The sequence below is a fragment of the Raoultibacter timonensis genome (assembly GCF_022845715.1).
GTDB lineage: Bacteria > Actinomycetota > Coriobacteriia > Coriobacteriales > Eggerthellaceae > Raoultibacter > Raoultibacter timonensis.
Window position 1 is genome coordinate 530,124 of the sequence record NZ_AP025564.1, and the last position, 12,857, is coordinate 542,980.

Here is a 12,857-nt window from a genome sequence, read left to right on the forward strand (position 1 = left end):
TTGGGGTATCATACGTTCATTATTGGGATGCCGGGGACGCGAGCTCCGACAAGCGGGAAAGCACGCGACATCAATCATTCGTGCGCGAAGGAGAATCCATGCATTACATCCATTGCCTGAACAACATTTCCAAGTACGGTACCGATCTGCTGCCCGAATCGTATGAGCTTACCGACGAGTTCGACAAGGCAACGGGTATCCTGGTCCGCAGTGCGGCAATGCATGACATGGAATTCCCCGAGAGCCTACTCGCCATCGGGCGCGCCGGTGCCGGTGTGAACAACATCCCGATCGATCGTTGCGCCGAAGAGGGCATCGTGGTGTTCAACACCCCTGGTGCCAATGCGAATGCCGTGAAGGAGATCGTGCTTTGCGCGCTTCTGCTCGGCAGCCGCGGAATCGTCGACGGCATCGAGTGGTGCCGCGAGAACGCCGATGACGAAAACATTGCCAAAGCAGCCGAAAAGGCGAAGAAAGCGTTTGCGGGACGCGAGATCCTCGGCAAGAAGCTCGGCGTCATCGGGCTCGGAGCCATCGGCGCTGAGGTTGCGAACGCTGCCATCGATCTAGGCATGGATGTATACGGCTACGATCCCTACGTGTCGGTTGGCGCTGCATGGCGCATGTCGAGTGCAGCGCACCACGTGACGAACATCGACGATATCTTCCGCGAGTGCGACTACATCACCATCCACGTTCCCGCGATGGAAAGCACGATCGGGATGATCGATTCCCATGCGTGCTCGCTCATGAAGGACGGGGCGGTGTTCTTGAATTTCTCCCGCGATACGCTTGTCGATAACGCCGCCATGGCCGAAGCGCTCGAATCGGGCAAGGTCCACGCCTACATCACCGATTTCGCGGTCCCCGAGGTTATGGGCATGGAAGGCGCAATCGTTCTGCCGCACCTCGGTGCCTCGACGGCTGAAGCCGAGGACAACTGCGCGATGATGGCGGTGCGCGAGCTCGTGGACTACATCGATAACGGCAACATCAAGAACTCGGTGAACTATCCGGCGTGCGACATGGGGGTGTGCCCTGAAGGCGCAAGCCGCGTAGCTGTTTTCCACGACAACATCCCCAACATGGTGAGCCAGATCACCACGGCATTCGGCGAGGGGGGCGTAAACATCGACAACCTTACGAACAAGTCGAAGGGCGATCACGCCTATACGCTGCTCGATCTCAGCCAGGCCGCGCCCGACGAGGCGATCGGCAAGCTCAGGGGCATCGAGGGCATTCGTCGCGTTCGCGTGGTCAAATAGCCCGAAAGCGATGGGGCAATGCAAGGGCTCGGGTCAAGCGATCCGGGTCCTTTTTTCTGCTCTTGCCTAGCCGATGCCCGTATCGATCGCTGCGTGTCGTGCGATGCTTATACCGAAGCGATTGCCTGCGCTATCGCTTCGGCTGCGGGAAAGATCGCCGACCGTTCGATGCCGTCGCAGTTCACGATGAACCGGTGCTCGTAGCGCTCCCGCTCAAGGGGTGCGCACGCGGCGAAGTCTCGCTGGAAAAAGCCCGAGAGAGGATCGAGGGCGACGCCGTGCTTGCGAAACGCCGCAGCGAGCGCATCGTCGTCGGCAAGCGTGTCGACGTGCATGATGAAGTGTAGTCCCGAATCCTGCGCTTCGATGGCGATGCGGTCGCTTGCGGCGCTTGCTTTGAGTGCGCAGGCAAGTTCGTTTTGCACCGTGCGGTAGTGGCTGCGCATCCGGTTGATGTGGCGCTCGTAATCGCCGCTCTCGATGAAGCGAGCAAGGGCGAGCTGATCGATGGCGCTCACCGTGCAGGAATAGAAGCCGAGTTCGGCGGCGAACCGTTCGGCCAGATGCGGCGGCAGCACGAGATAGCCGATGCGGAAGGCGGGGCCGAGGCTTTTTGCGAAGGTGTTGACGTAGATCACGCGCTCGCTTGCGTCGATGGCTTGCAGCGGCGGTATGGGACGCCCTGCCAAGCGGAACTCGCAGTCGTAGTCGTCTTCGACAACGTAGCGGTTTTCATGTTCGTTCGCCCAGCCGAGCAGTTCGTAGCGGCGGCTGATCGGCGTGACCATGCCGGTGGGGAACTGGTGGGAGGGCATGATGTGAACGACGTCGGCGGCGCTCGCGCGAAGGGCTTCGACGACGATGCCGCTCTGATCCATGGGCACATGCGAGAGCGCTGCTTCGTTGCTGCGGTATATCTTCGTGAGACGCGGGTAGCCCGGATCCTCGACGGCGAAGCGACAAGACCTTCCCAGAAGTTGGACGATCATGATGTAGAGCAGTTGCGCTCCTGCCCCCACGATGATCTGCTCGGGTTGCACCTGCATGCCGCGAAAACCCTTGAGGTAGGAAGCGAGCGTTTCTCGCAGTCGATACGATCCTGCGGCCGATGATTCGTTGAGCAGCGTCTGCTCCGATTCGCAGGTGAGAGCTTCGCGCACCGTTTTCGCCCACGTGTTGTACGGGAAGAGGCCCGCGGCATGCGATCCACTGGAGAAATCGGCAACAGGGCATTCGGCGGCGTTTGCATCCGAAGCGGCATCCGCGGGCGTTTCGGCGTTCTCCGATGCCCTATGCGGGTTTGCTTGTGCCGTGGCGCGTGCCAGGGGCGCGCGCAAATCGTTTCGCGGCGCTTCCCATACGGGGGGCGGCGAAGGCGTAGAGCCAATCGAGAGCGGGCATGCGAAATAGCCTTTGCGTTCGATGGAGTACAGATAGCCTTCGGCAGCGAGTTGGGCGTAGGCGCCTTCGATGGTGATGAGGCTGACGCCGAGATGCTTTGCCAGCGTTCGTTTCGAAGGCAGCTTTTCGTGTGCGGCGATTGCACCCGATTCGATATCGGCGCGGATGCACGTGTAGAGGTATTCGTACAGGCTGGCCGTTCCCCGTTGGTCGAGTTGGTAGGTAAGCACGAGCGTCCTTTGCGGATGTCTGAACCGAAGGCGTCTTCTGAGGCGCCGCTGGTTCTATTCTGGTCTTATTCAAAACTAATATTTTGATCATACCACTATATCCATATGGGCAGTAGGATTCGATGGGTTCTTCAACGAAAGGAAACCGCTATGCCAAACTCCCATCCCGCTTTGAAAACCGTTGTGCCAAACGAGCAGCCTGCCGAGGACCGCAGCGTACTCAACCGCGCACTTGCCCAGATGCTCAAGGGCGGTGTGATTATGGATGTGACCACGCCCGAGCAGGCGCGCATCGCCGAGGAGGCGGGAGCTTGCGCGGTTATGGCCCTCGAACGCATTCCTGCCGATATTCGTGCGGCGGGCGGGGTGTCGCGCATGAGCGATCCCGCCATGATCAAGGGTATCCAGGCTGCGGTGAGCATTCCCGTTATGGCGAAATGCCGCATCGGGCACTTTGTCGAGGCGCAGGTACTGCAAGCCGTCGAAATCGATTACATCGACGAGAGCGAAGTGCTTTCGCCAGCCGACGATACCTATCATATCGACAAGACGGCGTTTGCGGTGCCGTTCGTGTGCGGTGCGCGCGATCTCGGCGAGGCGCTGAGGCGTATCGCGGAAGGCGCCTCGATGATCAGGACGAAAGGGGAGCCCGGTACGGGCGATGTGGTACAGGCGGTCCGCCATATGCGCATGATGAATGCGCAGATCGGCAAGGTGGTCTCGCTGCGCGAAGACGAGCTGTTCGAGGAGGCCAAGCAGTTGCAGGTGCCCTACGATCTCGTGCGGTTCGTGCATGATGAGGGAAGGCTGCCCGTGGTGAACTTCGCTGCAGGCGGCGTGGCAACCCCCGCCGATGCCGCACTTATGATGCAGCTCGGTGCCGAGGGCGTATTCGTGGGTTCGGGCATCTTCAAATCGGGTGACCCGGCAAAACGCGCTCAGGCCATCGTGAAAGCCGTTGCCAACTTCGAGGATGCGGGCATGATAGCTGCGCTTTCGGAAGACCTCGGCGAGGCTATGGTGGGCATCAACGAGCAAGAGATCGATATCCTCATGGCAGAGCGCGGGAGGTAGGCTCGTCGTGAATCAAACGGTACGGACGGACGGCGCGGCGTCGTGCGGCCAAGGGCAAACGGTTGGCGTGCTGGCCGTTCAAGGGGCTTTCGTCGAACACGAGCGCCGCTTCGAGCGGCTTGGGTGCCGATGCATCGAGCTGCGCCAGGCAAGCGATGCGGCAAAGCCGTTCGATCGCTTGGTGCTGCCCGGCGGCGAGAGCACCGTGCAGATCAAGCTGTTGCACGAGCTGGGCATGTTCGAACCGCTCCTTGAGCGCATCGCGGCGGGCATGCCGGTTTTGGGAACGTGCGCAGGGCTCATCCTGCTTGCCGCGAGGGTCGGGAATGGCGGCGCTGGCGGCTTCGGCACGCTGCCCGTAGCGGTACGTCGCAACGCCTACGGCCGTCAGCTCGGCAGCTTTCATGCGAGTGCCGCTTTCGCGGGTTTGGAGCATGTGCCCATGACGTTTATCCGTGCACCCTTAGTCGTCGAAGCAGGCGAAGGCGTCGATGTGCTCGCGCGAATCGACGGCAGCATCGTAGCCGTACGATACGGAAACCAGCTCGGGGTTGCGTTCCATCCCGAGCTGGACGATGACGATCGGGTGCTCGAGGCGTTTCTCGCCATGGGCGGCGCCGAAAGCGCTCGGGCTTTCTGGAAGAGCGCGGAAGCCGTCCGGCCTATCGGATAAGCGAAAGAGCGCATTCTTGCCGCCGGGCTTCCTGCGAGGTCCTGCGTGCGCATCGGCTCGAGGGTGAACAGCATGGTTCCGGAAACGGTTGGGGCAAACCGATCTTCTCGTTTTCGTCGCAGGACGAAACAGCGGTTGATCTCATAATTTGAAAAACGAGACGACCTTGTCGACGGCAAGTCAACGTGACCTGCGGTTTTTTAACGCTCTAGTTGGCATGATTCATGCATGAAGTATAACGGAGCGATAAAAAACGGTCAGGCGTCGGGCGCCTGCCAATGCGGGTTCCCAGAGCCGCGCTTGGCTGCACCCGTGCTTGCAAGAAGGGAAGGAAGTGCCTATGCATGAACCCCATCACGCTGATGCGAAGGGAAAGAGCAAGCTCGTAACCTTTACGACAACGACGGGATCGGAATATCGCATTTGCATAGCTGACGATCCTGCCAATGCCGAAGCCTGCATTATCCGCGTGGAGCCGACTGAGCGGCTTCGTGCGGGCAACGATAGCTTTCCTCTCGACTCGTTTACGGGAAGAGAGAAGGAGATTTTCCAGCTGGTGCTCAAGGGCTACACCAATGCTGAAATCGCCGCAACGCTGTGCATCAGCTTGTCAACCGTCAAGTCCCATATGCAGAAAATATTCGATAAGGCAAAAGCGGCCAACAGGGCAACTCTTGTTTCGAAATTCTACTGCGGCTGCTAGCGGAGGCTGCTTTCAGGCGACATTCGCGTCGCGGCGGAAAGCCTCCCTCGAGCTTTCCGCCGCGACTGCGCATCAAGCTGCGAACAGCGGAAGCAATCCGTACATGATCACAAACGACCAGACAATGCACACGGAGAATATGCAGAGCTGGATCAGGGCGATGACGTGGTAGGACCCCTTGTAGCGGAAGAGCGCCATCACCTTTTCGACCATGGGGGCGAAGATGACGGCCCCGATGGCGATGGTCAGCACCGCGATCACGATATCGCTTACCGTACCGGTTGCTGCATAGCTTCCGACGATGGCGGATACGAGCACGATGCCGGGGAAGGTGAACGCCCATCCCTCTTTCTTCCATTTCGGATACCAGATGAAAATCGCGAGTGCAGCAACGGCGATCTGGGAAGCGATGAGAAGCGGGAGGTTCCCCGCGCCGTACGCGGGCTCGAGCGGGTTGAGCACCCAGCCGATGATCGCACCGACGTACATGGCGACGGTGGCGATGGAGCTACCCCAGATGGCGAGCTCGCCAACGTCGCCGAACACGCGGTTGAGGAAAAACGAAGTCGGTGAGGATTTGGATTGCTCTTCTTCGATTTCTTCTGCCGGCGGCGTTTCGGGCTCTTGTATCTTCATCCAGGGGAACAGCTTGAACAGCGCCGTGCAGAGCGGAACGACGATGAATACGCCGATCGAGACGGCGACGAACAGGGGGAGCCCAAGCGGTCCGACGAGAAAGATCTGGAGCACGTAGACCACCGGAAACGTGATGAACGTTCCGAGCAGCACCGAGGTTGCGATCTTCGCGGCGCTGACGCCGAAGAAAAGCACGAGAACCTGTACGGTAAGGACTACGGCGAAGGTGGGAACCCATCCCGTCCATCCCGGGTAGAGTTCGCCGAAGACCAGCATCCCCAAAAGGATAGCGGCTGCGGTTGCGAAGAACATGCCGCTGAAGAGGTGTCCGTGGCCGTCTACACCGGTCCCGGCGAGGCGGGACTTCTTCCGCTCGAGGTAGGCGGCCACGAACCCGCCGACGATCATGAAGATCGATGCGGGAACCGAGGCGATGAAGGTGGCTTCGGTGAAGTCTGCGAAATACCACATTACCTTGTAGAATACCGTGCCCTCCATGCAGCCGGCGAGCATGGTGCCGAAATCATGGATGAAGTGATTTTCCATCAACATTGGCTGGAGTGCGTTCATCGCAAGGAACAAAACCACTGCCCCGATAAGCGTCCCTGCGAAAGCGGGCAGTATCTCTTTGCGAGAAGTGTGGGTGGAGTCTTGATCCATGCCAGCTCCTTTCCTGTATGCAACGAGGGTCGAAACCATGCGCAACGCACGGATTCTCGTGTCTGACCGCACGGTAATCGACCCAGCGGATATGCTGTTGTGCCAAGGGAAGGGGTCTTTTAATCATAAGGGCGCAGCTACTGAGCGCAATGAGCCGAAAGAACGATTTACCGGGAGCCGTATTCGACGACGCCTGGGTAAAAAACGAGGTATTAGCTCTACGATCAGGGGGCAAACGCAATACGGCCACCGGTACGGGGAGGAGAAATATCACACTTTCGGACACTGTGCTTGATGCGGGGGTTGCATCATACTGATGCAAGGGCCGAGGAAGCGAGGGGTACGAGGCGCGGGCGAGCACGCTGGCGCGTGCTTCGGCGCTGTCTGCATGCCTGCATTAACGGGCACACCTACAAGGAGGTACGGCATGAAAACTTGGTATCCCGAAGCCGATCTGGTTATCGCGCATCCGAAAATCTATACCGTCGCGATCACGTGCGACGAGGTTAAGCAGGGTAAGACCGATTTCCCCATTATCGAGGACGGCGGTGTTGCGGCGAAAGACGGCAGGATAATCGCCGTTGGCACAGCTGCTGAAATGGATCGGTACATCGGCGACAACACGAACGTCATCGATGCGACCGGAAAGATTCTCACTCCGGGCTTCGTCGAGTGCCACATGCACTGCAAGTGGACCGGCGAGCAGATGCTCAACCTCGATTTCAACGGCGTGACGAGCCGCCAGGCCATCCTCGATGCCGTGGCCGAGAAGGCTGCGAACACCCCCGACGGCGAATGGATCGAAGGCGACGGCTGGAACGAGCTCATCTGGGAGGACAGCCAGGAGGTCATCACGCGCCGCGAGCTCGACGAAGTCGCTCCGAACAACCCGGTCATTCTCCTGCATATGTCCGTTCATACCATTGCTGCGAATTCGCTTGCGCTCGAAGCGTGCGGCTACACGAAGGACACGCCGCAGCCCGAAGGTGCCGAGATCGGGCATTACGACGACGGCGAGCTCGACGGTCTCCTCTACGAGAACGGCGCGCTCCAACCCATGCTCAAGGCCAAGCCGCCTCTGACCGATGCCCAGCATCTCGAGAGCCTCGAGCTTATCGGGCGTCGTCTCAATTCCTTCGGCATTACGAGCGCTATCGACGCAAACCTCAACTATAAGCAGATGCATATCTACAACGAGGCGAGAAAGCAGGGCAAGCTTTCCTATCGCGCCAACCTCATGTTCTACCTCGATCCGCAGTTCGGCTCCTTCGAGGACAACCTGCGCCGCCTCGAAGAGATGGATTGCGTCACCGGCTTCGGCGACGAGATGCTCAAGCTGAACGGCTGCAAGGTGACGCTCGATGGCATCACCGCTGCGTTCACCGCCGCCATGAGCCGCCGCGAGTACCGGCAGCGTCCGGGATATTACGGCGACACCATCTACACGCAAGAGGAAATCGACGCCCTCGTCTGCAAGGCGACCGAGCTCGGTTGGCAGTTCGGCATTCATACGATCGGCGATGCGAGCGAGGACCGCGCGCTGCACGCCTTCCAGGAAGCCAACAAGATCAGGCCCGTCAAGGAACTGCGCCACTACCTCATCCACTACCAACTCCCCTACGAGGACCAGTGGCCCATCATGAAGGAGCTCGGCGTAGGCGTATGCTTGCAGCCGACGCTCGTCTCCCAGATGGGCGAGGAGCCGCTGTTCTGGCCCGAGCAGGTCGAGCGCTTCCAGTCGCCGGGTCTCATGTTCAAGAACGGGATCCTGGCAGGCGGAAGCTCCGATAGCCCGGTGGTGTCTCCCAATCCGATGCTCGGCATGTACTACGCCATCACGCGGCTCGACGAGACGACGGGCAAGACGCTCTCCAAGGGCGATGAGTCGAAGGTCACGCCCATCGAGGCCCTGATCATGTGGACGAAGAACTCAGCGTTCTTCAGCCACGACGATGACAAAATGGGTTCGGTCGAGGTGGGCAACTTCGCCGATCTGTGCCTGTTCGACAGCGATTTCGTGACCGGCGACGTCGAAGCGTACCGCGATACGAAGGTGGCAAAGACCATTCTCGGTGGCAAGGTCGTGTACGAGGGCTAAGCAAACAATGAGGAGCGCTCGACGGGTGAGGGTGCGTCGATTGCTGTAGCGCCGACTGCGTATGCGGTCGGCGCTTTTTTTGTTAATGCGAGGCAAACCCGAGCGATATCGAGCGGCTCCTGACGTATCTGCTAGCCGGTCTCGTTCCGCCCCGAGCTCGACCGTGGCGATCGGGTGCATGCGATGCGTTCGGGTGGCCGATGCGACGCTCTCGCTGCGGGGAATTCCTTCGTAAAGGCATCGGGCGCCTTACGAACGAATGTCAAATGGGACGTTAACGCTAGCTTTTACATGCATGATTCTATACTGCGATGGAAATAGAGCGTCCTTACGGCGCGACAACGTAGAGGAGCAAGCATGAAACGGGCTGCTGCGGCATTGAGCGAACAACAGAAAAACGATCTTATCGAACTACTCGAGGCGCGATTCGCTTCGCACCCCGAACGCCATGCGACGATTGCGTGGCCCGAGGTGCACGCGCGGATCGACGGGAACGAAGATGCTCTCCGCTCGCTGTACCTTATGGAGCGGACCGAAGGCGAACCCGACGTGATCGGCATGGACGTGGTTACGGGCAAAGCCGTCTTCGTCGATTGCTCGCCGGAGAGCCCCCTTGGGCGAAGGAACCTATGCTACGACCGCGCGGCCCTCGAGGGGCGAAAGAAGAACAAGCCGAGCGGGAATGCGGTTGACGAGGCGCGGGCTATGGGGATCGAGCTGCTCGATGAAGACCGGTATCGAAGGCTGCAAGCGCTCGGTGAATTCGATAGGAAAACATCGAGTTGGATCGAGACCCCGGAGAGCATCAGGGATCTCGGCGGTGCGCTGTTCTGCGACCGTCGGTACGACACGGTGTTCGTTTATCACAACGGTGCCGATTCGTACTACGGTGCGCGCGGTTTCCGCGGGGTGCTGTACGTTTAACTCTCAGCGATGTTTAAGCGCCGATGGCCCCCATCGGCGCTTCTTTTTTCTATAATGCCTAAAACTTTTCCGGCGAAGTGTCTGCCGTGTAGCCTTACCCTGCCGTTTTCCATGTAAAAAGAACATATTTGTATAACATGCGTGATACGCTCAAAAACGCAGATATTTGCATGAGGCGATTGTGCCAGCAGAAGGCGAACTTGATGCCAGCAATGCAAACGGCCTGATAAGTATTCGATAACCAGCAAAAACACTACTGTTTCACGGCATCTTGCCGCGTTCTCTCCTTTCCTTGACAAAGGGGGTTGGCGGCTGATTAGATGTGAAAACCAACTTGGGTGATCGTGAATAATTTGTGTAGTTGTTAATGTAATTGTTGGTTTCCCGCTGGGTGTGGCACCCGACATAAAGGGAAGGATACGCTTATGAGTTCCAGAAGTTTCGTCTTCGCAGACCCGAACAGATGCATAGGGTGTAAGACATGCATGGTCGCATGCATCCGATCGCATACGGGAAGCGAGGTGACCGGCCCGCGTCTGCAGCTCGTAACCACGAGAAAGGTGTCGGCACCCATCAGCTGCCATCACTGCATAGATGCTCCGTGTGTGAAATCCTGCCCGACAGGATGTTTGTATTCCGATGGCTCTCGCGTGGGAATCCGCGAGGAAAAATGCATCGGTTGCCAAAACTGCGTTCTCGCCTGTCCGTTCGGAGCCATTGCAATCGGATCGAAGCCGAAGGTCGAATTGTTCGGCGGCATTTCTTTCGGCGCCGGGCAAGAACCCGTTGTCGTCAAATGCGATCTCTGTGTCGGACGAAACGGGGGGCCTGCCTGCGTCGAGGCGTGTCCTACCGAAGGCCTGTATCTTGCCGATGGTGCGTTTCTCTCGTCGGAAGCCGCCTTGAAGCACAGCAAAGCTGCAAAGACCGCCGAGTCGTTCATGGAATCGTTTTCGAACGCAACGTTTTAGTGAGGGGTTGCCTTATGGAAAAGCACATGACCGTATGCCCGTACTGTGGTGCCGGATGCAAGATGAACCTGATTGTCGAGAACGGCGTGATCGTGGACGCCGAGCCTTTGGACGGAGTCACGAACGAGGGGAACCTGTGCCTCAAAGGCCTCAGCGGATTCGATTTCGTGAACGATACGAAGATACTGACTCCGCGGATACTCTATCCCATGATCAGAAGAACCAAGGGAGCGGATCTCAAGCGGGTGACCTGGGATGAGGCTCTCGACTTTACGGCTCAGAAGCTCCTTGAGATTAAGGAGAAGTACGGACCCGATTCGATCATGCTCACCGGATCGTCGCGCGGTCCGGGTAACGAGGCGAATTATGTGATGCAGAAGTTTACGCGGGCGTGCGTGGGTACCAACAACATCGACAACTGTGCGAGAACCTGCCATGCGCCTTCGGTCATCGGGCTCATGGACACGATCGGAAGCGGTGCCATGAGCGTGAGCATTCCCGGCCTCGAGGAGGCGGCGTGCATCATGCTATTCGGCTATAATCCGGCGGCCAGCCATCCGATCGTTGCCCGAAGAATCGTGAAAGCGCGGGAAAAGGGCGCTCGCATTATCGTGTGCGACCCCCGCGTCATCGAAACGGCACGCATCGCCGATATCCATATCCAGATGAAAAACGGTTCGAACCTGGCGCTTCTGAATGCCATGGCGTATACGATCGTGGAGGAGGGGCTGGTTGACAAGGCGTTTGTCGATGCCCACACGAAAGGCTACGAGTCGTGGCTTGATGTGGTCATGCAGTATCCGCCCGAGGCCGTCGAGGATACCGTCGGCGTAAGCGCCGATTTGATTCGAGAAGCCGCGCGGACGTATGCTCAGGCGGAAACATCGATCATCGGCTGGGGCATGGGGGTTACGCAGCAGCGCCAAGGCGTGCAGACGGTCCACGCCATCGCCTCCCTCGCCTGCGTGACGGGCAAGATAGGAAAGCCCCATTGCGGCGTTGCTCCCGTACGCGGCCAGAACAACGTGCAGGGAAGCTGCGACATGGGCATGCTTCCGAATCTGTATCCGGGCTATCAGAAGGTTGGGGATTCCAAGGTTCGTGCCAAGTTCGCTAAGGCGTGGAACGTTTCGGTCGAGCAGCTTTCCAACAAAGAAGGATACAAGCTCACCGATCTTCCCCACGGCGTAAAAGACGGCACCATCAAGGCCTTTTACAACTTTGGGGAAGATCCGCTGCAAACCGAGCCGGACTCCGCCGATATGGAAAAGACCCTCAAAGATCTCGAGTTCTTCATCAGCCAAGACATCTTCATGACGCAGACGACCGCACTCGCCGATGTTGTTTTTCCTGCAACTTCGTGGGGCGAGCATGAGGGCGTGTTCACCGCGTCGGACCGCACCTTCCAACGTTTCACGGCGGCTGTGCCGCCGAAGGGCGAATGCAAGCATGATTGGGAGATATTCCAAGAACTGTCGTGCCGCATGGGGTATCCGATGCGCTATCGCAATACCAAAGAAATATGGGATGAAATCCGAGAGGTATGCCCCCAATTCTACGGAGCCACCTACGAGAAGATGGAAGGCCTCGGGTATGCGCAATGGCCGATTCCCGACGTTGATGGCGAGGGTACTCCCGATTTGTATCTCGGAGGCACCTTCAATACGTCCGACGGACGCGCCCTTTTGCTCTCCCATCGCTGGGTTGCTCCCACGGAAGAGCCCGACGACGGATATCCGCTCGTTCTCTGCACCGTCCGCGAAGTGGGGCATTACTCGTGCCGATCGATGACCGGCAACTGCAGGGCGCTCGCTCAGCTTGCCGACGAGCCCGGCTACGTGCACATCAACCCGATTGACGCTGAGAGCAGGGGCATTCGCGACGAAGAGCTCGTCTGGGTATATTCGCGGCGCGGAAAGGTGATCACTCGGGCTTCGATCGACGAGCGGATCAACGCGGGTGCCGTATATATGACGTATCAGTGGTGGATCGGAAAATGCAACGATCTCACCATGCATGTAACGGATCCTCTTTCGGGCACGCCGGAAGACAAGTTCAGCTCGTGCGACGTCGCTTCGATCGGAGATCAGGTTTGGGCGGAACAGCATATGGAGATGCTGTACAACGAGCTGAAGGCGCGCCTTGCTGCCGAGGCCGCTCATCAGGATGAGCCCTTGCCCTCGTACGCCGAGATCCAGTAGCCGCTGAGAGTAACGAGCTTG

General features: G+C 58.8%; 10 protein-coding genes. 8 read left to right on the forward strand and 2 right to left on the reverse strand.

All coding sequences use genetic code 11. The features are described from left to right. The first annotated feature begins 98 nt into the window (after positions 1–98). Positions 99–1,265 carry a 3-phosphoglycerate dehydrogenase family protein gene (locus MWL89_RS02055; protein ID WP_244411570.1) on the forward strand — a complete coding sequence of 389 codons (1,167 nt, stop codon included), beginning with the start codon at positions 99–101 and terminating at the stop codon, positions 1,263–1,265. Positions 1,266–1,372: 107 nt separating this feature from the next. Here MWL89_RS02055 and pdxR read toward each other — a convergent pair whose 3' ends face one another. After that, the gene (gene pdxR / locus MWL89_RS02060; protein ID WP_244411571.1) at positions 1,373–2,896 is read right to left on the reverse strand and encodes a MocR-like pyridoxine biosynthesis transcription factor PdxR; all 1,524 of its coding nucleotides are present in this window, start codon (positions 2,894–2,896) and stop codon (positions 1,373–1,375) included. Positions 2,897–3,046: 150 nt separating this feature from the next. Here pdxR and pdxS point away from each other — a divergent pair, with 150 nt between their 5' ends. The 3 genes from pdxS to MWL89_RS02075 all read left to right on the forward strand — a co-directional run bounded on the left by pdxS (position 3,047) and on the right by MWL89_RS02075 (position 5,346). Beyond that, positions 3,047–3,970, forward strand: a complete 924-nt coding sequence (gene pdxS / locus MWL89_RS02065; protein ID WP_279611952.1) for a pyridoxal 5'-phosphate synthase lyase subunit PdxS — start codon at positions 3,047–3,049, stop codon at positions 3,968–3,970. A 7-nt stretch (positions 3,971–3,977) separates the two neighbouring features. Continuing rightward, positions 3,978–4,643, forward strand: coding sequence for a pyridoxal 5'-phosphate synthase glutaminase subunit PdxT (gene pdxT, locus MWL89_RS02070; protein WP_244411572.1), 666 nt, complete (start codon positions 3,978–3,980; stop codon positions 4,641–4,643). Between the two features lie 340 nt (positions 4,644–4,983). Beyond that, entirely contained in the window at positions 4,984–5,346 is a 363-nt protein-coding gene (locus tag MWL89_RS02075) for a response regulator transcription factor (protein ID WP_102379249.1), read from the forward strand. A 72-nt stretch (positions 5,347–5,418) separates the two neighbouring features. Here the strand turns inward: MWL89_RS02075 and MWL89_RS02080 are convergent, their stop codons facing one another. Then, on the reverse strand, positions 5,419–6,642 hold the full coding sequence (locus MWL89_RS02080) for a hypothetical protein (protein WP_244411573.1): 1,224 nt from the start codon (positions 6,640–6,642) through the stop codon (positions 5,419–5,421). Positions 6,643–7,069: 427 nt separating this feature from the next. On the opposite strand from MWL89_RS02080, the gene MWL89_RS02085 reads away from it, so the two are divergent. The 4 genes from MWL89_RS02085 (at position 7,070) to fdhF (ending at position 12,836) form a co-directional block, all read left to right on the forward strand. Beyond that, a complete protein-coding gene (locus MWL89_RS02085; RefSeq protein ID WP_244411574.1) occupies positions 7,070–8,740 on the forward strand; it encodes an amidohydrolase in 1,671 nt (556 codons plus the stop codon). 357 nt (positions 8,741–9,097) lie between these two features. Next, complete coding sequence (locus MWL89_RS02090) at positions 9,098–9,664, forward strand: DUF4256 domain-containing protein (protein ID WP_102379246.1); 567 nt, start codon at positions 9,098–9,100, stop codon at positions 9,662–9,664. A gap of 485 nt (positions 9,665–10,149) precedes the next feature. Then, complete coding sequence (locus MWL89_RS02095; protein WP_180995154.1) at positions 10,150–10,635, forward strand: 4Fe-4S dicluster domain-containing protein; 486 nt, start codon at positions 10,150–10,152, stop codon at positions 10,633–10,635. Between the two features lie 14 nt (positions 10,636–10,649). After that, on the forward strand, positions 10,650–12,836 hold the full coding sequence (gene fdhF, locus MWL89_RS02100; RefSeq protein ID WP_244411575.1) for a formate dehydrogenase subunit alpha: 2,187 nt from the start codon (positions 10,650–10,652) through the stop codon (positions 12,834–12,836). Positions 12,837–12,857: the final 21 nt, after the last annotated feature.

Excerpts from the sequence above, each read along its gene's own strand:
- MWL89_RS02055 (WP_244411570.1), top strand. The coding sequence starts at position 99 with ATGCATTACATCCATTGCCTGAACAACATTTCCAAGTACGGTACCGAT.
- pdxS (WP_279611952.1), top strand. The coding sequence starts at position 3,047 with ATGCCAAACTCCCATCCCGCTTTGAAAACCGTTGTGCCAAACGAGCAG.
- MWL89_RS02075 (WP_102379249.1), top strand. The coding sequence starts at position 4,984 with ATGCATGAACCCCATCACGCTGATGCGAAGGGAAAGAGCAAGCTCGTA.
- MWL89_RS02080 (WP_244411573.1), bottom strand. The coding sequence starts at position 6,642 with ATGGATCAAGACTCCACCCACACTTCTCGCAAAGAGATACTGCCCGCT.
- MWL89_RS02085 (WP_244411574.1), top strand. The coding sequence starts at position 7,070 with ATGAAAACTTGGTATCCCGAAGCCGATCTGGTTATCGCGCATCCGAAA.
- MWL89_RS02090 (WP_102379246.1), top strand. The coding sequence starts at position 9,098 with ATGAAACGGGCTGCTGCGGCATTGAGCGAACAACAGAAAAACGATCTT.
- MWL89_RS02095 (WP_180995154.1), top strand. The coding sequence starts at position 10,150 with ATGGTCGCATGCATCCGATCGCATACGGGAAGCGAGGTGACCGGCCCG.
- fdhF (WP_244411575.1), top strand. The coding sequence starts at position 10,650 with ATGGAAAAGCACATGACCGTATGCCCGTACTGTGGTGCCGGATGCAAG.